This is a genomic window from Xanthocytophaga agilis, from assembly GCF_030068605.1.
Lineage (GTDB): Bacteria > Bacteroidota > Bacteroidia > Cytophagales > 172606-1 > Xanthocytophaga > Xanthocytophaga agilis.
In genome coordinates this window covers 67,711-90,982 of sequence record NZ_JASJOU010000004.1, presented here as the reverse complement: position 1 = coordinate 90,982, position 23,272 = coordinate 67,711, and the positions used below count along the sequence as shown (strand labels likewise).

At 40.8% G+C, this 23,272-nt stretch carries 17 protein-coding genes; 9 read left to right on the top strand and 8 right to left on the bottom strand.

Annotated features, from left to right (window positions below; translation table 11 throughout):
* Positions 1-42 precede the first annotated feature (42 nt).
* Together QNI22_RS13520 and QNI22_RS13515 are read right to left on the bottom strand one after the other, a co-directional pair.
* Positions 43-2,454, bottom strand: coding sequence for a TonB-dependent receptor (locus QNI22_RS13520; protein ID WP_314511266.1), 2,412 nt, complete (start codon positions 2,452-2,454; stop codon positions 43-45).
* A gap of 442 nt (positions 2,455-2,896) precedes the next feature.
* Positions 2,897-5,875 (bottom strand): DUF4132 domain-containing protein, encoded by a 2,979-nt coding sequence (locus QNI22_RS13515; protein WP_314511265.1) that lies wholly within the window; start codon positions 5,873-5,875, stop codon positions 2,897-2,899.
* Positions 5,876-6,123: 248 nt separating this feature from the next.
* Between QNI22_RS13515 and pgi the strand changes: the two genes are divergently transcribed.
* The 7 genes from pgi to QNI22_RS13480 all read left to right on the top strand — a co-directional run bounded on the left by pgi (position 6,124) and on the right by QNI22_RS13480 (position 14,381).
* On the top strand, positions 6,124-7,788 hold the full coding sequence (pgi, locus tag QNI22_RS13510; RefSeq protein WP_314511264.1) for a glucose-6-phosphate isomerase: 1,665 nt from the start codon (positions 6,124-6,126) through the stop codon (positions 7,786-7,788).
* A 158-nt stretch (positions 7,789-7,946) separates the two neighbouring features.
* A complete protein-coding gene (locus QNI22_RS13505) occupies positions 7,947-8,561 on the top strand; it encodes an outer membrane beta-barrel protein (protein WP_314511262.1) in 615 nt (204 codons plus the stop codon).
* A 94-nt stretch (positions 8,562-8,655) separates the two neighbouring features.
* Positions 8,656-9,267 (top strand): DapH/DapD/GlmU-related protein, encoded by a 612-nt coding sequence (locus QNI22_RS13500; protein ID WP_314511261.1) that lies wholly within the window; start codon positions 8,656-8,658, stop codon positions 9,265-9,267.
* A gap of 144 nt (positions 9,268-9,411) precedes the next feature.
* Complete coding sequence (locus QNI22_RS13495; protein WP_314511259.1) at positions 9,412-10,644, top strand: NAD(P)/FAD-dependent oxidoreductase; 1,233 nt, start codon at positions 9,412-9,414, stop codon at positions 10,642-10,644.
* A gap of 394 nt (positions 10,645-11,038) precedes the next feature.
* Positions 11,039-11,950: a leucine-rich repeat domain-containing protein gene (locus tag QNI22_RS13490; protein WP_314511256.1), complete on the top strand. Its 912-nt coding sequence runs from the start codon at positions 11,039-11,041 to the stop codon at positions 11,948-11,950.
* Positions 11,951-11,984: 34 nt separating this feature from the next.
* Positions 11,985-12,902, top strand: coding sequence for a leucine-rich repeat domain-containing protein (locus QNI22_RS13485; protein WP_314511255.1), 918 nt, complete (start codon positions 11,985-11,987; stop codon positions 12,900-12,902).
* Between the two features lie 651 nt (positions 12,903-13,553).
* Entirely contained in the window at positions 13,554-14,381 is an 828-nt protein-coding gene (locus tag QNI22_RS13480; RefSeq protein WP_314511253.1) for an alpha/beta hydrolase, read from the top strand.
* 105 nt (positions 14,382-14,486) lie between these two features.
* On the opposite strand, the gene QNI22_RS13475 is transcribed toward QNI22_RS13480, so the two are convergent.
* The 3 genes from QNI22_RS13475 to QNI22_RS13465 are packed head-to-tail and all read right to left on the bottom strand — an operon-like array spanning position 14,487 to position 16,323.
* On the bottom strand, positions 14,487-15,251 hold the full coding sequence (locus tag QNI22_RS13475; protein WP_314511252.1) for a hypothetical protein: 765 nt from the start codon (positions 15,249-15,251) through the stop codon (positions 14,487-14,489).
* 53 nt (positions 15,252-15,304) lie between these two features.
* Complete coding sequence (locus QNI22_RS13470; protein ID WP_314511249.1) at positions 15,305-15,772, bottom strand: hypothetical protein; 468 nt, start codon at positions 15,770-15,772, stop codon at positions 15,305-15,307.
* The gene (locus QNI22_RS13465; RefSeq protein WP_314511248.1) at positions 15,769-16,323 is read right to left on the bottom strand and encodes an RNA polymerase sigma factor; all 555 of its coding nucleotides are present in this window, start codon (positions 16,321-16,323) and stop codon (positions 15,769-15,771) included. Before QNI22_RS13465 ends, QNI22_RS13470 begins: the two co-directional genes overlap by 4 nt.
* A 123-nt stretch (positions 16,324-16,446) precedes the next feature.
* Here QNI22_RS13465 and QNI22_RS13460 point away from each other — a divergent pair, with 123 nt between their 5' ends.
* Both QNI22_RS13460 and QNI22_RS13455 read left to right on the top strand, forming a co-directional pair.
* On the top strand, positions 16,447-16,797 hold the full coding sequence (locus QNI22_RS13460; protein ID WP_314511247.1) for a DUF6249 domain-containing protein: 351 nt from the start codon (positions 16,447-16,449) through the stop codon (positions 16,795-16,797).
* Positions 16,794-17,603, top strand: coding sequence for a nuclear transport factor 2 family protein (locus QNI22_RS13455; protein ID WP_314511246.1), 810 nt, complete (start codon positions 16,794-16,796; stop codon positions 17,601-17,603). Before QNI22_RS13460 ends, QNI22_RS13455 begins: the two co-directional genes overlap by 4 nt.
* Positions 17,604-17,663: 60 nt before the next feature.
* Here QNI22_RS13455 and QNI22_RS13450 read toward each other — a convergent pair whose 3' ends face one another.
* The 3 genes from QNI22_RS13450 to QNI22_RS13440 all read right to left on the bottom strand — a co-directional run bounded on the left by QNI22_RS13450 (position 17,664) and on the right by QNI22_RS13440 (position 23,191).
* Positions 17,664-18,284: a hypothetical protein gene (locus tag QNI22_RS13450; protein WP_314511245.1), complete on the bottom strand. Its 621-nt coding sequence runs from the start codon at positions 18,282-18,284 to the stop codon at positions 17,664-17,666.
* Positions 18,285-18,862: 578 nt separating this feature from the next.
* Positions 18,863-19,723: a 3-keto-disaccharide hydrolase gene (locus QNI22_RS13445; RefSeq protein ID WP_314511244.1), complete on the bottom strand. Its 861-nt coding sequence runs from the start codon at positions 19,721-19,723 to the stop codon at positions 18,863-18,865.
* A 54-nt stretch (positions 19,724-19,777) separates the two neighbouring features.
* Entirely contained in the window at positions 19,778-23,191 is a 3,414-nt protein-coding gene (locus QNI22_RS13440; protein ID WP_314511243.1) for a ThuA domain-containing protein, read from the bottom strand.
* Between the last annotated feature and the right edge of the window lie 81 nt (positions 23,192-23,272).

The window sequence follows — 23,272 nt, the reverse complement described above, 5'->3', positions numbered from 1 at the left end:
GTGAATAAGTGCTGTATGAGCTATGGGCCAAGGGTGATTAAATTATAGATCTACCCTTACTCCAAACGTTGGGAATACGCCCAGTCCAATATTGAAAGTTCGGCCTGTTTCCGGTAAAAAAATCTCTGAGTTTACATTGAACCGGTTGGTGACATTGACCAGGTCAAGGAAGGCGGAGAACGTACCACGTTTCATGGGAACGTAGTAATCTACCCGTATATCCAGGCTGAAGTAGTCGGCAAGCCTTCTGCCATTAACAGCAGTAATTTGTTGGCCATACCGAATTTTGTTGGGATCGTTGAGCACATCCGAATAAACTATGTATTCATCTGTCGGGCGACCTGTGCTGTAACGAAATTTCCCGGAGAATATCCACTTGTCAGTAGGCTTGTAACTGGCAAGAATGTTGAGTGTGTGTGGAATGCTGAAGATGTAGTTGTATTCTCCTAACGTAGTATGGTCATCCCTTTTGCTTACCATATATGAGTAGCCGATCTGGCCATAGTATTTGCGGGATAATCTTTTAACCAGGCTAATATCGGCACCATACGCATAGCCATCTCCAGTATTTGTCAGAAAACTTTGCATGCGGTTGGGTTGCACCACAAGGTTGTTAAATTGTTTGTGCCAACCCTCCACAACCAGTTTGAGATCTGGTGAGAATTGAAGTTTATACCCTAAAATGGATTGTATAACTCTTTCATTATTAATCTTATTCTTTTCTGATTGGCCGGCAACATCAGCATAAGCCGCATCCTGATAATACAGGCCAGTTGCAAAATTAATGCTGTGCTTGTCATTCAACGCAAACGATCCACTGAGACGAGGCGAAACGGTATGCTCATCAGAGAAGCCTGTAAAATCATAACGTATACCAGGATTAAGGGTGAAGCGTGGGGAAATTGTCCAAGACAAAGCAATGTAACCTGAGCCATTGAAGGTACTTTTGTTATAGACCGAATTGAATTGGGAGGGATCTACTATCTGATAGTATTGTGACGGGCTCGGCCTGACATCCGTACTTCGGAAGGTATAGACGGTGTCAATACGACTGAGCGTTCTCCGGTAGTCAAGGTTCAGTACCATGGCATCTATTCCAGCCGTTACCGTCAGATTATCGTAATGTTTTGTATAAATAGAGCGGTAACCTATTTCCTGCTGATTGTTTTTAATGCTTCTGAGCTTATCCTCGTATCTTCCGGATCTGGGATTAATGATATCGCCTCCGGAACTGAGTGAGGGGGAAAATCTTCCAAAATTATTATCCACGGTAGAGGATCGGTAATACAATATATTTTTCCAGTAGCTGCTCGTACTGGTTAATGTTTGCAGGTTAAAACCTGCAATCGCTTTGCTTCCCCGATGATTCCACAGTACAGTGCCCGCACTGTTATCCTCATTAAGGTTAGTCTCTCCGCCAATAGCATCTATATTCCGGTGGGTGCTTTCAGGATTATACATAACTACGAGTGAGAGCTTATTCTTTACATTAATCTGGGTTGTCGTCTTTAGAAGATAATCACCAAAACTTATAAAACTGGGGTTTTGTATGTTGAGTACATTTTGCAGGGCTGCAAAATTATGATAGCGTCCGGAAGTAAATAGGCTTGTTTTTGGTGAGATCGGCCCGTCAGCAATCAATGTGGCACCAAGCAAATCAAACTGCCCGCCGAAAGACCAGGATGCTTTGTTGCCCTCTTTGATACCAAGACTTAGATAGGATGATGATTTCCTCCCATAAACAGCATCAAAGCCACCGTTTTGAAATTGCACGTTGTCGATAATTCTTGGCGCAAAAATGCTAAACCTGCCGCCATTCGGATCATTGAAACCCGAGTTAAATCCCTCGGCTTCTAAATGAGACAGATTAAACATGGGCATATCATCTACCATATAAATATTATCCTGAGTACCTTGTCCTCTGGCAGCAATGGCTGAAAACTGAGCACCGCTACTCACTACACCTGGTAGCACAGATAAGGCCCTCATAATGTCACCTTGAGCCCCTGGGCTTCGAAAAATTTCTTCTCTTGAAAAAGAATAAGAGGAAACGGGTGTCAACGGATTATTCTCACCTTTGAATGAAACTACCGTAACTTCACTGAGTTGCCCGATGTCTTCTAAAAGTTCAAATTCTGAATAATACGTTTTATTGGAGGTAATCGTAATTTCGTTAATTTTTTTTGTTTGAAAGCCAACCATCGAGATAGTAAGCGAGTAAGATCCGGCTGGGATCGTTTTGATTGAAAATATCCCGGCGGTATCGGTAACTGCACCAAATGTGGTATTGTCCAGTAATACACTTACCCCTGCAAGTGGTTGTTTGGTAGATTGTTCAATGATTCTACCCTTTAGATTACCCGTTGATTGGGCGGTTACCAGTTGGATAATTGATAAGATGCCAAACAGGCTAAGCGTGAGGCTAAGCAATAGACTATTCTTGTTTCCTTGCATGTTCTTTATGTTTTTACCCTACAAAATTGAGCAAGAATAAAAGAGCAGTCTTAGCCAAATCTACTTTTCTTGTAATCAAATCTGTGAAAGGAAGACTTCTGGCAGAAATGTGGTTGTTCTCATGACCTGGTTTTAGGTTAATATTCACTCCTATTGACACTATATAGCTTAATAGAGAGAAAGCTTAGTAGAGGGATTTTCAGTGCTATAGGCATCCACATCTAACTACACGAATCATTCTATGCCATGATAGTCAGTTTTATTGAAAGGCATAAGGCAACAAGCAACAGAATATCCTTCTTCATAATCATATAACAGATTTCTGACGATTAAGTAACCTATCAGTATTTCCCTACCTAACAAGTATCGATTAAATGTATACGCCTAATCCACAGTAACCAATAAATACTGTTAATTAGGCGCATGGAGTAAATAGCAAAAACTACTCAGCCTTTTGCGGTACAATCTGGCGGAGTTCGCTTAGGGCTTCTGAATATACGATAGGTGGCACCTCTCCCAGAGGCAGATTAGGAGACTGATAAATGTTGCCGGCCATCTTCCGGAAATAACATTTTCCAAATTCTGCCAGCCAGCCATCTTCGGTGTATCCCATAAACAAACCACCTCCGGTTTCGATAAACGCCTGTACACCCAGTTCGTCAAACGATTTTGAGAACGAATAAATGTCTCCATGATCACCCAGTTCCCAGGCTGTCCAGCCAAACCGTTTAAAGGCACCTTTTATCTGTACCGCATTGCCTTTTTTGTCCGCAAATTCTTCGACTTCCATTAGCTCTTTATCCGTATCAGACAGGAGTACAGATGGACGCTGCAACTGTGGGAATAAGGGTTCTATTCCTGCCTCATAAAACTTCTGTATCCAGGCCGCCCGTTCTTCTTCTGACAAATCCAGCGGATGCACCATACCTACCATACTATCTTCCGCAATGGTAATCTCTTCGTCCTGGAAGTTGAGCAATGACGTATCTTCGGCACAATAGAATGTATGTGACAGTTTGCCCGATGCATCAAATGTACCCCAAAGCAGATGAGTGGCATAAACAAACATAATCGGGTTGTTCACAAAGAAACTTTGCCACTTTTCAGGCTTCCATTTGCGTTGAATTACCAGATACAACTCCATCCGGCTCGACTGTGATCGTACCACATCCCGCACTTCCTTGCCAATCTCTTTAAACTCATCCAGCAGGGGCTTGGGCGTATTTTTTGGAGCAGACTTAAGCAGCTTATTGTCTTCGTTCAGAAAGGCCAGTTTAAAATCCTTGTTGATAAATACTCTGAATTCGTCCTCACCCGCTTTGAAGGTTTTATACATATTCTCAAACCCAAAATCCGGAATAATGCTGTCGGCCAGTTCGTTCATATCCATACCCAGTTCTTCGGCTGCAACCTGTAAGGCATTCAGTGCTGCAGTACCAATATTGGAGTATTTGGTTTTATACTTACGACTAAAAAACTCTACTGCCCGTAAGGCTTTGTTAGTACCTATCAGTGCTAAAGCCACTACACCATATTCAGCCATCTTGCCCCGGTTAGACTCTACCCACTTATTAATCTGTGGCCGGATCACATCTACCAGACTATCATCACCCAGAAAACCTGCCAGTGTCAGACAATATTTCTGCTTGGCATCTCCCCCATTGTCGATAAACTGTGAAAAAAGCTTTTTGGCAAAGGCTCCACTACTGGCTTTATCTATCAATGCAAGCAACGGACGAGCCTCTACATCCGACCGTATCTCTTTGGCCCGGCTCATACGATACATCAGAAAGCGTGTTGCCAGCAGGTTGTCGACGCTCAGCGAAGCCGTAAATGTTAACGCAGGCAGGGTTTTCTCATCCAGCCAGTCAGCCAGTGGTGCATCGAGCTTGCCTCGTTTCTGTGCTGCCAGAATCATATCTGTGATCTGCTGCTCATTCATATGCTGATATCGTCTCTCTCCCAATGCCTCTATCATTACATCCCGAGTATCATCATTTTTCTCCGCGTTTACCGTATCAAGGAGGATCTTTTCAGCTTCAGGGGTTTTGATACGGGAAAGAATAACCGCTACCGTTTGTCGCACATCCGCTGATTTGGCACTCAGCAGTTCCTGGCACTTCGGCAATGCAGCTTCACCCAGCTTAGCCAGTTCCGTAGCAGCAATCAACCGGATGCTTTTGCTCTTGTCTTTGGTGATGTTCCATACTTTATCTATATGGCGGGAATAGTCGTATTTGCCCAGTAGTTCAAGCAATGCTTTCAGTGTAGTACCATTACCCTTTTCTGTTTCCAGACCCAATGCCAGCACAGCTACTGCCTTCTCGCCCATATGTTTGTCTATCACCTGCAGTACTTCCGGACTTATAAAAGCTATATTCAGTTGTCTCAGATAGTCACTGGCTATCTGTGCAGCATTTTCCGGTTCGTACTGAAACAGATCTTCCATTGCGGTAGGACTCACAATCTTCTGTATGTTGCGTCCACTCTGATCTCTCATCCAGAAGGAAGCCTCCTGGTATCCCCAATGCCCTTTTCCTTCCGTTATATGAGTTTGCAGATAGGTACGTGCAGCATCCAGTTGTTTTGTGCGATAGACCTCAGGTAGTTTGTCGGCCATAGCCCGCAGAATAAAATATTTTACAGCTGGTTTTGTAACATACGTATTCCCGTTCTCATACGCCTCCAATAAAGCCTTTTCGTGCAGTTCCGGATTGTAGGTAGCGATATAGATAGCATTGTCCAGACATAGGTAGGTAGTGCTATAACTGGTATAATAAAGAAAATCCGACAAATCATAGGAGGTATATTGTGCCAGGTATTCTATCAGTCTTCCACTCCAGTCGGCACTGGCATGTTTGGTAATAAACGCATCTACAACTTTATCTTTGTATTCCGGAAATATCGAAGCAATGTATTTTCCGGCGGCATGCACCAACAGCTTAGGTCGGTCATAGAAGAAGATATAATAGGCTGTGCTGGTGGCTCCACTTCCTACTCCTGCCAGTGAGAATAAGACAGCTTCATCTGTCAAACCAAATTTGCGAAGGGTAACCATAGCCTTCACCAAACCATCTTCATCCTTTTCTGCCAGAATTTGATCAGCTATCTGTTGCAGAATCGGAGACATAAACATAGGGGCATTTTTAGACCCTGCAAAAACTTTAATCAGCTTCTGATCCTGCTCATCCAGATTTCCAATATCTACCAGTTTCAGCAAAGGCATGTAATAGTATCCATCTCTGGGATGTGTTGGGGTTATAGTGGGTGCTACTGTACTTTTTCCTGAAATGTAGTCAACCAGTTCTTCCAGACTTTTGTAAAAATTAGCTTTAATGGGTTCCTGTAGCCAGGTGTCATTTTGCATAGAGGTATATGCCTGGCTGGCAGCATAATTCAGCTGGTCAAGGGTAAATGCCATAAATTCAAAAAGTGAATAGTAAAAAATAGAACGATGAACAAAGGTAGTTGTAAACTGTAGCTACTCTACGAAAAAATAGGGAGAGGGTTTATTATAATATTAAAATTCTTAACCATTTGCATGTAAACAGATTCTTCTCAAAATTGCACGCAGAATTTCACTAAAGCACTTATATTGAAATTCTTTTACAGGCAAACACATGCCGATACATACAAACCTATTTTTTACCAACAGTTAAATCATATCCCATGGCTTTTCCTAAAGTAAATCCTACACAAACCAATGCCTGGAAGCAACTGACCGTTCATGCCGAACAAACCAGAGATCGTCAGATCAAAGATCTTTTTGCTCAGGATGCGGATCGGTTCAAAAAATTCTCGCTGACTTTCGAGGATATTTTACTGGACTATTCAAAAAACAATATATCAGATCAAACCAAAAGTCTGTTGCTTCAACTGGCTGAGGAATCCCAATTGAAGCAGGCTATTGAAGCCATGTTTGGTGGAGAAGCCATCAATGCCACAGAAGGTCGTTCGGTACTGCATACTGCCCTGCGTAACCGTTCGGGTAAGCCTGTTTATTCAGAAGGCAAAGATGTGATGCTAGATGTAAATGGAGTGCTGGCACAAATGGAAAAATTCTCTAACCAGATTATTTCCGGTGAATGGAAAGGCTACACAGGCAAAGCCATTACCGATATCGTCAACATTGGGATTGGTGGCTCTGACCTGGGTCCAGTGATGGTGACAGAAGCACTGAAGCCTTACTGGAAATCTAATATGAGTGTGCACTTTGTATCTAACGTAGATGGTACGCACATTGTGGAAACGCTGAAAAAGGTAAATCCGGAGACGACGCTGTTTATGATAGCCTCCAAAACGTTTACCACACAGGAGACTATGGCCAATGCGCATTCGGCCCGTAACTGGTTTCTGACCTCAGCCAAAGACGAAAGCCTGGTAGCCAAACACTTTGTGGCTCTGTCTACCAATGCAAAGGAGGTACAGAAGTTTGGTATTGATACAGCCAACATGTTCGGCTTCTGGGACTGGGTAGGTGGACGGTATTCTCTCTGGTCTGCTATTGGATTATCGATAGCCTGTACCATCGGATTTGACAACTTCAAAGCATTGCTGGAAGGAGCCTATGCTATGGATCAGCACTTCCAGACTACTCCTTTCGCAGAAAACATTCCTGTCACACTGGGTCTGCTGGGTGTATGGTACAACAATTTCTTTGATGCCCAAAGCCATGCCATTCTTCCGTATGATCAATATATGCACCGCTTTGCAGCCTATTTCCAGCAGGGAGATATGGAAAGCAATGGCAAATATGTAGACCGCAATGGTACACCTGTCACCTACTCTACAGGTCCTGTTATCTGGGGAGAACCGGGTACAAATGGTCAGCATGCATTTTATCAGCTGATTCACCAGGGCACCAAGTTGATTCCTTGTGACTTTATTGCGCCAGCTATTACGCACAATGCGATTGGCAATCACCATACCTTACTGATGTCTAACTTCTTTGCTCAGACAGAAGCGCTGATGAAAGGAAAGACGGAGGCTGAAGTACGCGATGAGTTCATCAAAGCAGGTAAGTCCGAAACGGAATTTGCGCCACTGGTTCCATTTAAAGTGTTCCAGGGCAATCGTCCTACTAACTCTATTCTGGTAAAACGTATCACGCCGTATACACTGGGTAGCCTGATTGCTATGTACGAACACAAGATTTTTGTACAGGGAGTAATCTGGAATATCTATAGCTTTGATCAGTGGGGGGTAGAACTGGGTAAACAGCTTGCCAGCAAGATTTTGCCTGAGCTGGAAACAGAAGAGGAAGTTACTTCACATGACAGTTCTACAAACGGATTGATTAATGCATTTAAGAGTATGCGTAATATTTCTAAGTAATTTTATCTATAGTTAAAAATAATCGTCTTACTTATAACAAATTACAAAAAGCGGATCTTCCTTTATTCCAAAAGGGAAATTCGCTTTTTCTATTTTGTATTTTCCTTTTCTGAAAGATATTTGCACCAGCTTTTATTAACCAAAAAACCAGTAAAACAATGAAAAAAATCTTTATTGCGGCTATCGCAATGATCTCAGCTATGACTGCCACTGCACAGGTAGAACAAGGAAAATTATTTATCAATGGTCAGTTTGGTGTTTCTTCCAAAAGTTATGAAGCGAATTCCAACTACAAGTATTCTTCATTTGCTTTGACTCCTAGCGTAGGTTATTTTGTTAGTGATCAGTTTGCTGTAGGATTAGGTCTGGGTTTCACTACTACAAAAAACAAATACATTAACAATACCAACGTTGTTACTGAGACTACTCCTACTGTAAATGTATCGCCATTTGTCAGATACTATATTCCTACATCTGGAGATAAATTCCATTTCTTCGCACAAAGTCGTTTAGGATTTGGATTCGGTAAGGAGAAGACTAAAACAGAATTCGCTAACTCAACAAATACCACTGAGTCAAAAGTGAATACAATCGATTTTAGCATTTCTCCAGGATTTGCCTTCTTCCCATCTTCACATTGGGCTACAGAATTAACATTAAGAGGTTTTTATATAAACTCTGTTAATCCTCAGGGAGGTAATAACAATAACACGACTATTGGTCTGGATGTAAACTCACTAAGTCCATCTCTGGGTATCAGCTATTTCTTCTAATCAATAAGAAATATATTTTAACAGAGAAGCCACCTTCGGGTGGCTTTTTTTATGGGATTCCCTTACCTTGGTATGTCCACTTACCATACTACCTATGTTACTTCCACATTCCATTTCTGGCATCTTTCAGACACTCCCTATACTGGAAAACTATCCTACCCCCTGGGAAATTACAACTGATATTCAAAATATTATCTCTCAGATCCTTGCCACTCTCGATCCGGACTTTATCATCCGTGATCATATTGCCATTCATAAAGATAGTGTGGTTGAGCAAGGGGTTGTTCTGAAAGCACCTGTTATCATCTCTAAAGGTTGTTTCATTGGGGCTCATGCTTATCTTCGGGGAGGGGTATTTCTGGCAGAAAATGTATCTATAGGCCCAGGGTGTGAAGTAAAGTCCAGTTTTATCTTTTCCGGAAGTGCGCTGGCACACTTTAACTTTGTCGGGGATTCTATCATTGGCAATCAGGTAAATATGGAAGCCGGAGCAATCATTGCCAATCACTTCAATGAACGGGAAGATAAACGTATCTGGGCAAAGGTCAACCACGAAATCATTGACACAAAAGTCACTAAGTTTGGCGCCCTGATAGGAGATAACTCCCGTCTTGGAGCTAATGCCGTAACCACTCCAGGTACCATTTTACCTCCCAATAGTGTAGTTGGCAGACTGGAACTGGTAAATCAAATGGCTAAGCCGTAAGACTTATGTTAACAGTAGTAGCGACAAGATTCTTCCATAAGGCAGAGAGGAAATTATCTTGTCCACAAAAATAGTAAACAAAATTCCAGCTTGATAGTTACTACCATAACAGACAAAACGATACATCTTTACTTACATATTACCATGGTAGTCATTATAGGAGCAGGAATTGCGGGATTAACCTGCGCCAAGTACTTACAGGATAAAGGCATACAGTCAACGATTCTGGAAGCATCGGATGCTGTGGGAGGCAGAGTTCGCACAGATAAAGCAGGCGGTTTTCTCCTGGACAGAGGCTTTCAGATTTTTCTTCCCTCCTATCCGGAGGCTCAGCAACTACTCCAATATGAATCCCTGCAATTTCGGGAATTTCAGTCTGGTGCTATTATCCGCAAGCAAGGTAGGTTTCATACTATGCCGAATCCACTACAGCGCCTTCTGTCAGCTCCGGAAGCCTTGATAGCACCTGTGGGATCGTTGTGGGATAAGGTAAAGATTCTGCAACTAAGTCAAAAGTTAAAGTCTGTTGCCAACTCTAGCTTCTTTCACGAAAAGGCAAACGACTCTACATTGAACTTTTTGCATAAGTATGGTTATAGTGATGAAATCATTGATACATTTTTCCGTCCATTCTTTAGTGGTGTCTTTCTGGAAAAAGAACTGCATACCTCTTACCTGTTCTTTCAGTTTCTGTTTAAACAGTTTGCCACTGGACAGGCTGTAATTCCTGCACAGGGAATGCAGGCAATACCCAGACAGATAGCCTCTTACCTCCCATCCCAAAGTATCCGACTGCAAACTAAAGTCAGATACATAGATGGAAAAATTGTACACCTCGAAAATGGAGAAAGTCTGGAAGCCGATACAATTGTTATTGCTACTGACGCCCGGCAGTTTCACCGCTGGTATCCTGACACCCAATCAGTCGAGTTTAACGGAACTACCTGTCTCTATTTCACAGCTCCTAAATCCCCATTAAGTAGACCTATGCTGGCCATTAATGCGGATGCAGACGGAATTGTCAACCATATCGCTGTCTTATCGGATGTAGCGCCCTCCTATACGCCTACAGATGAAGCGCTGATCTCTGTGAATCTGGTAGGTCAGTATCCTTATTCCAATGGAGAACTGGCTCAGAAAGTACATCTGGAGATGATTGAATGGTTTGGTGCTGAGGCAAAAAACTGGCAACACATCCGTACCTATTCCATACCTCACGCCTTGCCACAATATCTGCCTGATACTAAGCAGCCCATACCCCTAAAGCTTACTAACTACACCTACACCTGTGGGGATTATACACGCTATCCTTCACTGAACGGAGCTATGCAATCTGGACGTGAAGTAGCAGAAATGATAGTACAGATGCGTCAATAGATCTCGTTTACCATCTTACTCTTTTTGTCCTCACAAAGGAAAAAACCTCTTCTTCTTTTGGATGAATTACAATCTCGCACTGTCCTTCTGAAAGAAACTTGTGACAAATAGAGCTGTATTTGGTTTCTGTGAGATATAAATACGCTCTGAACCCAAAGGCCGCTAATTTTGCCAAAAGATTCTTTCAGAAGGACAGTGAAGGGAGAGTCTTTCAGAAGGACAGGAAGGATTACTTCTTCCAAAAAAACAAGGATATGAGAGTGAAAAGCAGAAAACAAAAACCTCATTTTTCTTACCTTATGCACCTTTTATTAGTGTTATCTGGTTTACATAAAGCTTTGTAGAAGAATAAAGAATAGTTACTTTAAAGTGCTAAAACTTTATATACACAGCTATGAATCCGCAACAAGATTTTCTTTTAGAAGAAACCGAAGAGCAAACACAACTGCTTGCCAACATTCGCCGGTTACTCATCAGTGATGACGAAGCCAACTGCAAAATGGCGATAGAGATTATGAAAGGGGGTGGTGTACCTCCTCAACTGATTGAAGATCTAATTGTCTATTCCAAAACGCTGTCCAATTCAGCTATACGAGCAGCAATACGTAAACTACTCGAAAAACAAGCCTTATTTCAATGGCATACTATTATTCTGGACACAACGGCTTTTGTAAACATTGAAACTACCAAAGAGAAGGATATACGGGATAAGATGGCCAGAATGGTACAGAAAGTAGGTTGGCAGGAGCTTGCCACACTGGGTTATTTACTCTTTCAGCGCTTTGGGAAAGGATTGTCCTTTATTCTAAGTTACCCACAAAATAATCCCTACCGGATCAAAGCTATGGAAATGATAACACACGATGGCTATCTTGATTTTCATAAAGGTGTGGGATACACAAACCGGAAAGATGGATCTTTTGGCTGGTCTACTATTGTAAAAACAGGTATCGCTTTTCCGGATGACCATCCTCAGGCGGCTACCTTAAGAAGCATTAACTTTCATAATTGCAAACTAACATCGGTATCTCCTAAAGTTAAGGTTTTTGAAAATCTGGAAGAGTTAGATTTATCCAACAATCAGTTAAAATCACTTCCGCCAGCGATGGCTCATCTGCCCAAACTTCGAAAGCTGGATTTGTCTAATAACCAAATTACAACATTTCCTACTGTGTTATTGAAAATGACTTCTCTGGAAGAGTTGGACTTGAGGGGAAATATATCAAATCAGGGAAACAATATAGAAAACTTTATTCCGGAAGAATTTTTTAAGGCACTGCCTAACTGCAAAGTAAAAATTTATTAATTCGCTCAAATAATCAAGTATTGCAGACCACACTATGTCAAACACAAGATTTCTGGAAGAAGTCAGTGAAGAACAAAAATTGTTTATTGAGAACCTTCGACGCTTATTAAGTACAGAAGAGGAAGCCAATTGCAAAATGGCTGTTGAAATTATGAAAAGTGGGGGTGTGCCCATATCGATGTATGAAGACCTTTTGATTTATTCCAAAACATTGCCAGAGGCCGGTCAGCGGGCCTTAGTACGAAAGCTGCTGGCAAAACAAACTATATCAGACTGGAAAAATCTGATAGAAGATACAACAGCTTTTGTAAACATTGAAACTACCAAAGAGAAGGATATACGGGATAAGATGGCCAAGATGTGCAAGATAGTAGGCTGGGAAGAAACCGCATTGTTAGGCTATTTGTTTTTTCAACGATATAGGAAAGGACTCTCTTTTATTTTGACTTATCCTCACCGCAATCCTTTTCGAATCAAAGCACTGGAAATGTTAACTCATGGAGATGTCTTTGACTTCCATACCGGAATTGGTTACTACACATGGAAAGGAGCTCAGCCTGAAGAAGTGATTCTGTCAAATGTAGATACCAAAATCAAATTTCCAGATGACCATCCCAGTGCCACCACTCTTCGGGTACTGAACTTTCACAATTGCAAACTGGATTCTATTCCAAATGAAATAACTGCTTTTGAAAATGTAGAAGAACTGGATCTGTCGGTTAATAATCTTAAAAAGTTGCCTGTATCGTTTACTAAATTGACTCATTTACGTAAGCTCGATCTGTCTTTCAACCGATTTACTGAGTTTCCTAAAGTTCTGATCAAAATGACAGCTTTACAAGAACTTGACTTCCGTTACAATAATAAGTCTGCCTACTCTTTCAAAGACAATACATTGGTAATTCCCGATGAGTTTTATACTCAGGTGCCCAACTGCAAGGTGTTGGTATAATAAATCTCCTATTGTATATCGAAAAACACCAGGTAAAAGTGCTTTTGCAGTTAATTATATTTATAAAACATTGATTATAAAGATATTTTAATTTAATATGTATCGTTAAAAGCCAAGGACCAGACAATGTCCTATACCAAAGCGGACAGATCTCTTTGATTTGTAAGGAATAAACCAGATTTGAGCAGTAAAGTGTCCTTTTTGCTTACACTAATGATATAAGGCGCAAAACATTCTTTTTTGTAGTGGAAAATTAAAATAAGGACAGCTATAAAAAACGACATTTTTTTACAACGGACAGACTTGATTTGCAAGTTGTGTTAATCAGAGAAATTATTCACTATTTTTTTAGTAAAGACAATCTGATACGAGTACCTCTTCTCAGAAGTAAGTACCATGCTATGGTAGTTCGACTTGTTCAAAGTCATTTCCAGTTCTGAATTTTAAAAGTCAGTAGATTACAGAGTATACTCTCAGTTAAACCAGAGCATTAAGCTTGCCTCCCGATTGGTGGTTTGGTATCCTTTTGCTCATGTGCATCTATTGATCTGTCCAAACCGAATTCGTAAACTCTTTCATCTTAAAAATCACATTCTTACCAGAAAGAAATACTATTCCCATTTTATCATACATAAACAAACCCAAATCAACATGGAACCACAAACCGCCACATTCCCAAACAAAGCAGGACTCAAAATTTTTACCCGTACCTGGTTACCTCAAGCAGATGCCAGAGGAGTAGTAGTCATTGTCCATGGCTTAAATTCTCATAGTGGCTATTACCAATGGGTAGCAGATCAGTTTACTGCCCAAAATTATGCTGTTTATGCGCTTGATCTGCAAGGTCGCGGACAATCCGAAGGAGAGCGTTTTTATGTGGAAAGTATTTATGACTACATAAACGACATTGATACACTGGTAGACAGTGCGAAAGCAGACTATCCAGGTCTACCCGTTTTTATGTTAGGACACAGCGCAGGCGGAGTATTATCATGTATATATACACTGGAACATCAGGAGAAGCTTACAGGGCTGATTTGTGAAAGCTTTGCCTATCAAGTACCTGCACCTGACTTTGCTTTAACCATACTCAAAGGCTTAAGTCATATAGCTCCACACCTGCATACGATAAAACTCAAAAATGAGGATTTTTCCCGTGATACGGCCGTAGTAGACTTTATGAATAACGATCCTCTCATTGCCAATGAGTCGCAACCAACAAAAACTATGGAACAACTGGTACTGGCGGATGAACGATTGAAAAAAGAATTTCCCAAAATTACCATACCTGTTTTCATAATACATGGCACCAAAGACAATGCTACCAAATACAGTGGAAGCCAGTTCTTTTATGATACGGCAGGTTCTTCTGACAAAACCCTTAAGTTATACGAAGGTCACTACCATGATTTATTGAATGATGTAGACAAAGAAATAGTCATTACCGATATTAAAGACTGGGTAATCAAACACTCTTAACTGAGGAAAAAATACAGACTATTGGTCTGGTAATAAGGTACTTTGTATAAACGACCTGTTGCCAGACCAGTAAGATAATTTTCTTAAAGCTGGCAGATACTATATTCAGTAGTATACTTTTTTCTTTTTGTGTATTACTCTGTTCCAGACCCAATGAAAAAGTTCAGGATAGGCAACAGCTCCTACAGAGTAATATATTCCAGTAAAGTGCTGCTTCACATCTGTATGAAAGACAGCATACCGATACCCGACCTGAGCACTTAATCCAATCCATCGGGTGGCTTTCCATTGTCCATATACTCCCGCTTGTGCGGGAACGAAAAAATCTCTGTGACTGCGACCAATAGTCTGGTCTGTTTTCACATCATGGGGCATCACATTTACCATCCCTCCTCCTACTTCCAATGGAATACTCACAATCCAACGTTCACTAAAGAGGATATTTCGCCAGTAAATCAGACTAACAAACCAGAAATCATTTTTGTTATAATAGGAGGCATCTGCCTGTATAGCTTCATTTTTTCGCAGGTTACTCAAACGCTTTTCCGCAAAGTATCCTAGCCAGTAGTACCCCAGGGTAACATGATGTTCTTTAGGTCCATAGGCAATACCCGCATTAAATCCCCATATGCTGACAGGCTGGTAGTCAAAGGTTGAATTGCGAAAATCCAGACTGAAAACAGGTTTAATTTTATGTACAACCAATGAATCATGAGGCTCCTTCATCAGACTATCCAACGGAAAAACTTGAGACCGCAAAATCGTTGCATTGGCTAAAGCAGAAGTCCACAAACTCAGACATACACAAACAGAGACAAGCACTGTCTTTAAGAAATACGCTCCGGATAATTTGCAGAATACCTGTTTCACAAAACAACTGTTTATTTTACAGGTAGTTCACTAAAAAAGTATTCCTTATCTTTTTACTCTACAGCAGGACTCCACTTCCTTCTTACAAAATAATCTCCCAGCAATAAGCTACAGATTACTATCAGAAAAAGAATCCACTGCTGGCTATACATCCCGATCAATCGTACAGATGAATCAATCACAGCATTGGTATCCGGCGAGGTTATCTGACCTTTACGTGATGACATTATCGCAACCAAAAGAATTAGTGATACCACACCTGCTATCCACAGCCATGCTTTGCGGGAAATGACAGGTTCTATCACTACCCGTCGTTTAGGTGTAAGCTGAGCCATTATCTGGGATGTAAAGTCTTCTGATGGGTCAGTGGCAACATTCTTTTTCACTATTTCCGCAATAGCAGGCTCCAGGCTCAAATTTTCGATTGTGGCAATCTGAGACATGATACGGTCTGTAAATGCATCCGAAGGTTCGTCCAGATTCATTTTCTGTAATGTCTTTTTCAACTTTCTCTCTTTCATCTCTCTTCGATTAAATAACTCAGTTTTCTTTCCAGCACTTTTCTTGCCCTATGTAGCTTTATTTTTATATTAGAAGCCATCAGTCCCGTTATCTGTTCAATTTCCCGAATAGACTTTTCCTCATAATAATAGAGCAGCACTAACAAACCTTCCTGCTGAGGCAATGCCTGAATGGACTCTTTGATGATACGCTCCTGATCCTGTTCGTTGAAACTACCTGGTAAGACCATCTCCTCATCCTCCCATTTGGGTAATTGCTCTGTGAGAAAGGTAAACTCCCGCTTCATCTCCTTCAGTTTGTTCAGACAGAGGCGATAGGTAATAGTATATAGCCAGGTTGAAAATTTAGATTTTCTCTCGAAGGTATGCAAACGTTCGTAAGCCTTTACGAAACTATCCTGTGCAGCGTCTTCTGCATGTTGTGCATCATTTAGAATCTTCAATGCAATGGAATACACCATCTTCTTGTATCGCTCCACCAAAAAGCGATACGCAGAGACATCTCCCTTTAGCACACGTTCGATATAGTATTCGTCTTCGAAGATTTTCATAACGATGATTAGACAACCATCTGTCGGTTTGGTTACAACTAATTTTACTAAATAACTTTTTTAGAAAAAAGTTGTAACCAATGAAAAACCGGGTTGTCATATGGCAAAACGAATCAAAAACATATGGATGAAATACTCAGAGATTTTCTGGTCTCATTTGCTGCCATCGGAGCTATAGCAGGTATTCTCTATGTCATTCTAATGACCCGGCACCGCGAACGAATGACACTGATGGAAAAAGGGCTAACCCCCAAAGAGTTCAACAACAACCTGGCAGTTATCTCAGCGACACTGCGTTTTGGACTCTTAATGATTGGTATAGCTATTGGCATACTACTGGGCAATACGGTTGCCAATAAGATGGATGTTCCCAGACAAGGCGCATTCTTTGCCATGATGTTATTATTTGGAGGCATCAGCCTTATCATCAGTTACATTATTGAGAAATCACACTATAAAAACAATCAAAAATGAGACCCACCCCCAACCTTCTGTCAATAGTTATTGTAACCATCTTTTCCGGATTCTCTTTGAATCTTCGTGCACAAGCTGGTAACGAACAGGAAGAAAATAAGAAGTTGACGGCAACTATCCTGCATCTGGATAGTCTCTTCTGGAAAACCTATAATGAATGCAATCTGACTGAGAATACCCGCTATATCGCACCTAACATTCAGTTTTATCATGACAAGGGAGGAATAACCAGTGGAGCGGCAGCTTTGACAAACTCACTTGCCAAAAACATTTGTGGCAATCCAAATCAGAAAATCAGACGAGAAGAAGTACCTGGCACGATCCAGGTGTTTCCAATGCGTGATGGAAACCGCATTTATGGAGCTATCATTTCGGGCGAGCATTACTTCTATGTAAGTCAGAATGGAAAACCAGAACGTAGAGAAGGATTGGCTAACTTTATGAACTTATGGACGCTTGAAAACAATGAGTGGAAAATGTCGTATATACTGAGTTACAACCACCACGAAGCTCCACCTATAAATACGCGAAAAGAGATTTCTCTTCCAGCCAAAACGCTGAAACACTATGAAGGAATCTATAAAAATCCAACGTTTGGCTCTTTTACTATCAAGTCAAATGGTACTTATCTGACAATGAAAAGCAGCAATTCCAGAATGGATATTTTTGCTGAAAAACCAAACCTCTTTTTTAGCAAAGAACGGGACCTTCAGTTTGAGTTTGCCACCGACACTAAACAAAAAGTCTCAAAAATCATTGTTCATGAAAATGGAAAAGTGGTAGATGAGTTGGTGAAAGAGGAGTAGCCAAAGCTCCTCTTGTATACTTATGTACGCTTTCTGCGTTCTAAAGACAAATGGGAGCGTTTATACCGGCTTTGTATTTTTCATATGCATAGATTTTTTCATTCTTTCCATCTCCTCCAGAATGAAATACTCAGGATCCTCCACTTCATGTCCAATCTCAATAAAGAATTTTTTCAACAGGTAATATGTCCTACGATCACCTCTAATTTGATGAAACCTGTCGGTTGCCATATATTCACAACTAAGACAAACATTTAAAACAGAGATAACTTTACCACTCTTGTCATAAAATACCATTGCATCACGATATTCAGGTTTACATAACCATCTTGGCGTTTCTACAACTTCAGTTTGTAAAATCAGTCTTATTTTGTCAATGACGGGATCACCGTTTATAAAAAAATTAATCCTTTTGCTGGAAGGATGAAATTGTCCAGCATCATTTAGTAAATAATCTTTATAGTATAAAAGCTCATGCAGTTTTTTAAATCGATTTTCATCATGCGTCGTTAAAATCTCACCTTGTCCTTTCCTGCTTTTTACTAGGTCATACTCAGTTTGAAATAGTTTTTGGTTCTTCTCATATTCTTCACCTCTCTGAAAAGAATAGGTCTCTATATAATCGAAATCTAAGCTTTCAATGTAGTCAGGAGCATCTTTATATAGTATGGATGAAGGCATTAATGGAAAATTATATGTGTTGCAATTAAATATTTTTACTAATCAGCATTCGCTTTATTCTCAAAAATACTAAAACGGAAAAAAAACACTACATGTATTAATTACAAACGAAAACAAAGTTCTATAATAGAAATGAAAATGATTAGAGCAGGATATACCAATCAAAAGACATAATACCATAGAAGTAAGAACTAATAACCACTTCCCCAATAAAAAATTCAAAACACGATTATCGATAATATGGGTAAGGAAAAAATCACTGATTACAGGACAAACAAAAAGAAAGGGAAATAGTAAATCGCTGTCCATAAGACATATATTCCTTTACTTTCCTGTGGCCTATGGATTAACATAACCCAAGATAAGCCCAGACAGGTACTTACAAAGGCAGACAGCATATTTATTTTAAATATTTTCATTATCTCTTTTTGAGTTAAAATTCTCATAAAACTATATTTTTCTATGTAGAAACTATAATTAAAATATAGTATAGGGTATAAACAAAAAGTCCGAACAAATGCTCGGACTAGTGTTTGAGATGAATTTGTGATAGAGTTTTAAGATGACTTTATTTTTACTTACTGTTTCGTACCTGCTTTTACCTTGCCAGTACGTTTCAGTTCAGCCAGTACTGCTTCCAGTTTCTTTGGATCTTTCATATACTTGCTCAGGTCTACCAGCTCTACCTTACGAAACTCAACGGGGTGGCTTTCACTTTGTAACGCAATGTATCCTTCTGTTAAAGGTTGTCCATCTTTTTTGATAGCCGGGTCATAATTGCTTACTGTGCCATCCCCTATCTGAGGTTTCTCATAACGCAATACTGTATCTCCTTCTACAATATGGGTAAGCACAGAATCTCCCAGTACCAGTACTTCTGCCCGTACCCACTGATCGCCATGATAGGTCTTTGATTTGGAATCAATACAATGAGGTGTAAACAATTTTCCATCCATCATTACATTTGTTCCTGGTGTACAAAGGTTAGCTGTATGGCGTTCGTCTTTGCCATTACCTCCCAGCAACTGGTATTCAATAGAGATCGGGAAGTCCTGCTTCACACCCATTGTTTTCGGGTCCTGGCAGTGTAACATCATACCACTATTGCGCCAGGCCCATCCTTCTCCGCCGGGAGCCTGCTCACCAACAAAGCGATATTCTACTGCCAGCAGATAAGCCGAAAATTTCTGCTTATAGAAGATATGGCCATACTGCTGATCAAATTTCTTGTACTGATCATATCGGACAATCATTTTACCATCCTGTACCCTGAAGGTATTTCCATAATTATCATCATACGGATGACCTGCTACTTTGACATGCCAGTCTTTCATGTCTTTTCCATTGAACAACTGAATCCAGGTAGGCTTGGGAGCTTTTTTCTGTGCTTCACTTACCAGACAGGTCAACAGGAACAAACAAGTTATAAGAAGTCTCATATTCATACGAAGTGGTTAAAAATGAACAGTCTGGCCTAAAGCCAGACTCTATACTTATTGTTTTATATTACTGTTAAAATCTATCCATTCCAGGGAGAACAAATGCTGGTTAGGCAACGTATTCTTTACAAAGACAAAGTACAGATCGTGTTTTCCGCCTGGGTCCTGTATAGGAGTGCTTACTTCTTTTAATACACCCCATGCACCTGTTGAAACATAATTCAAGGTACTGATTACCTGTCCTTTTGGAGAGTCAATATGTACTTCTATTGTGGCATCCTGATCTTTGGAGGCATAGTTATAGGTAAGCTGATTGATTCCTTTCAGATCAATATTCTTTAAAACAAAATATGACTTATTGTGAATATTGCCCAGGCGTTTTCCCTGACGGTTCATCTTAAACAATATATCTGCATCAGCTGCAGTTACACGATTTGGACGCAGTACCAATACATCCTGGCTTGTCAAAGGGGTAATAGCTCCTCCTTTATCTGTATAAGAAGCTGAAAGTATATAACGTCCCTGCTCTTCTTTGCCCACATGGTCTTTCAGTGACAAAGCTCCCTGAGCAGGTAATTTCTTATCGGGTTGTTTAACAGACAGCGACAATACATATTTTACAATCTCTGTAGCTTCTTCACGAGACAATTGAGGGTGGGCATTCATCGCATGGTCACCCCATACACCACCACCTCCGGTAATCACTTTATTCGCCAGACGAGCTGTAGCTGTTTTGTCTCCAACGTACTTTTTAGAAACCTCCATAAAAGCCGGACCGACAGATTTCTTGTCAATCTGGTGACAAGCTTTACAATCACTATTCGCCATCAAAGTCTTGCCAATATTCAGATTGGTTATTTGTTGGTGTCCAATCAGAGGTTCATTAGTGAGGACTTTGGGGATATAATTCAGTTTTACCTGTACCTTCTTGTTATCAATCACTTTGTCTTCATTGTCTTTTACATCGATTGAGTAAGTCAGTGGAGTAGCACCAGCAAAGAAGAATGAGCTATTTTGTGTTGTATTGATAGCCACCTTAGGTAAGGTATTACCCACCTTAATTTCCAATGTGTCCAGACTGCTCTGTCCTGCTGGGTCAGTAACTTTCAGAATAGCTTTGTATACACCATTTTTTTCAAATGTATACGTTGGATTCGCTTCTTTGGAAGCAACCTGATTTCCTTCAAAACGCCACTCATAAATTAATTTATCTTCTTCATCCGGATCAGAACTACGCTGGCCACTGAAAGCTACTTTCAAAGGGGCTAGTCCTATTGTATCTTTTGCCATTATTCTGGCTACAGGAGTACGATTTCCTCCATTAAACTCCACCTTTACCAAACGAGCATCTTCGTTGTCAATACCATACACAGATCCATACTCCAGAATATAAAATGCACCATCAGGACCAATCTCCATATCTACAGGTCTGCGGAAGTCGCCAAGAGTTGGCATGAAAGGTTCCATCCGTTTGAAGTTTTGGTTTTCATCCAATCTTACAGCAAAGATCCAGTTACGCATCCAGTCCAGCACAAACAATGCTTTGTCATAGTAGCCAGGTATTTTAGTAGAAGAAGCCAGTTGAGCATTGTAATGATAAACAGGACCACCAATGGCACAACGTCCGCCTACACCCAATTCAGGAAACTCGTCTGATTTATTGTATGGATACCAGATCATAGCCTTTTGTGCAGGAGGAAGGGTTTTAGCTCCGGAATTGTTAGGCGAATTATTGACAGGAGCATTGGGATCAAACAGATCTCCTACTGCCTTGGTAGCAAAGTCATACTGATGATAAGGTTTATTATCTCCTACAAAGTAGGGCCAGCCAAAGTTACCTGCTTTGCGTGCCTGGTTAAACTCATCGTATCCACGTGGGCCTTGCACTCCATCTGTTCCGGAATCAGGGCCAATCTCACCCCAATATAAAATGCCCGTTGCCTGATCTACAGAAATACGATAGGGATTGCGGCATCCCATAATATAAATCTCCGGACGAGTACCAGGTGTACCTGCTGGAAACAGGTTGCCTTGAGGGATAGTATAAGTCCCATCCGCATTGGGATGAATACGGAGGATTTTTCCTCTCAGGTCGTTTGGATTTCCAGCAGAACGTTCTGCATCAAAGGTCAGTCTACCTGGTCGGGTATCAATAGGTGCAAATCCATTGGATTCAAAAGGAACTGTATTATCACCTGTTGAGATATACAGATTCTTGTCTTTGTCCCAGGTCAGAGAACCACCTGTATGGGCACTTACTTCTGCTTCGATAGGCACTTCTATCAATACTTTTTCAGTAGCCAGGTCCAGATTACCATCTTCACCTACCACAAAGCGTGAAATCAATTGTTTCAATTGCCCTTTGTCGGATGTAGTATAGAAAAAGTATAGGAAATGATTCTGGTTAAAGTCAGGATCTATGGTCATCCCCAACAAACCATTCAGGTATTTATCAACTGCTGCCACAGGAAAGTCACGAAGCAACTTTGTTTTTTTGGTAGCAGGTTCATATACATAAAACTTACCACCCCGTTCAACAAAAAACACACGACCATCTGGCGCTACAGCCAGTTCCATTGGCTCGTTCAGGTCATTGGTCAATACTGTTTTTACAAAGCGGTTTTCTTCCGGTGTCTTTACCGCATAGGATTTGGAATAATCCAGTGCTCTGTCTTCTCCTATTGCATATCTTATGCCACCTAACAGGTGTTTTACAAATAAAGGTTCACTGAAGCTTTCATCGGTATGACCACCTCCTGTATAGAAGGCACGACCTCCATCATAGTCATGATACCAGGCAATGGGATGATAATCACCATTGGTACCTCCTTCATAGGAAGTTTCATCCAGTGTAGCCAGTACTTTTATTTCAGGGCTGATATTTTTATAGTTATACCATTCATCTTTACGCTCCCAGCGAGCGGGTAATCCTTTCATGGCCTGATGTGTAGTATCTACTACATCTACAGTAGCTGCACGTACATTGGGATTATTAGGGTGACTGGCAAAATATGCTCCTACCAGACGATTATACCACGGCCAGTTGTATTCTGTATCTGCTGCTGCATGAATCCCTACAAAACCACCTCCAGCCTGGATATACCGTTCAAAAGCGACCTGCTGGTCAGGATCAAGTACATTCATGGTCGTACTCAGAAACACAACAGCACTGTATTTCTTCAGACTATCCTCTACAAAGTAGGCAGCATTTTTAGTTGTATCTACATCGAAACCGTTTTCTTTACCCATTTTCTGCAAGGCCGCAATACCACTAGGGATAGAGGTATGAAACCACCCTTTGGTCTTTGTAAAGACGAGAACGCGTGGCTTTTTGGTTTGAGTAACAGGAGCAGACTGATTAACAGATGTGGCAACAGGTTTGGTTTTACAGGCATAGAAAATACCCGTCAGGCCGGACAGCAATACCACTGTCAAGCCAATGTGTTTGGAAAATCTACGTATAAACATGAAAGGAGTAAATAGAAGTTACAAAGCCAGAAGCACAGAATACGTGCCAAAATTACACTTTAATGCGAATCCTAAAATAAA

Coding starts and splice junctions, on each gene's coding strand:
- QNI22_RS13520 (WP_314511266.1), bottom strand. CDS start 2,454: ATGCAAGGAAACAAGAATAGTCTATTGCTTAGCCTCACGCTTAGCCTG.
- QNI22_RS13515 (WP_314511265.1), bottom strand. CDS start 5,875: ATGGCATTTACCCTTGACCAGCTGAATTATGCTGCCAGCCAGGCATAT.
- pgi (WP_314511264.1), top strand. CDS start 6,124: ATGGCTTTTCCTAAAGTAAATCCTACACAAACCAATGCCTGGAAGCAA.
- QNI22_RS13505 (WP_314511262.1), top strand. CDS start 7,947: ATGAAAAAAATCTTTATTGCGGCTATCGCAATGATCTCAGCTATGACT.
- QNI22_RS13500 (WP_314511261.1), top strand. CDS start 8,656: ATGTTACTTCCACATTCCATTTCTGGCATCTTTCAGACACTCCCTATA.
- QNI22_RS13495 (WP_314511259.1), top strand. CDS start 9,412: ATGGTAGTCATTATAGGAGCAGGAATTGCGGGATTAACCTGCGCCAAG.
- QNI22_RS13490 (WP_314511256.1), top strand. CDS start 11,039: ATGAATCCGCAACAAGATTTTCTTTTAGAAGAAACCGAAGAGCAAACA.
- QNI22_RS13485 (WP_314511255.1), top strand. CDS start 11,985: ATGTCAAACACAAGATTTCTGGAAGAAGTCAGTGAAGAACAAAAATTG.
- QNI22_RS13480 (WP_314511253.1), top strand. CDS start 13,554: ATGGAACCACAAACCGCCACATTCCCAAACAAAGCAGGACTCAAAATT.
- QNI22_RS13470 (WP_314511249.1), bottom strand. CDS start 15,772: ATGAAAGAGAGAAAGTTGAAAAAGACATTACAGAAAATGAATCTGGAC.
- QNI22_RS13465 (WP_314511248.1), bottom strand. CDS start 16,323: ATGAAAATCTTCGAAGACGAATACTATATCGAACGTGTGCTAAAGGGA.
- QNI22_RS13460 (WP_314511247.1), top strand. CDS start 16,447: ATGGATGAAATACTCAGAGATTTTCTGGTCTCATTTGCTGCCATCGGA.
- QNI22_RS13455 (WP_314511246.1), top strand. CDS start 16,794: ATGAGACCCACCCCCAACCTTCTGTCAATAGTTATTGTAACCATCTTT.
- QNI22_RS13450 (WP_314511245.1), bottom strand. CDS start 18,284: ATGCCTTCATCCATACTATATAAAGATGCTCCTGACTACATTGAAAGC.
- QNI22_RS13445 (WP_314511244.1), bottom strand. CDS start 19,723: ATGAGACTTCTTATAACTTGTTTGTTCCTGTTGACCTGTCTGGTAAGT.
- QNI22_RS13440 (WP_314511243.1), bottom strand. CDS start 23,191: ATGTTTATACGTAGATTTTCCAAACACATTGGCTTGACAGTGGTATTG.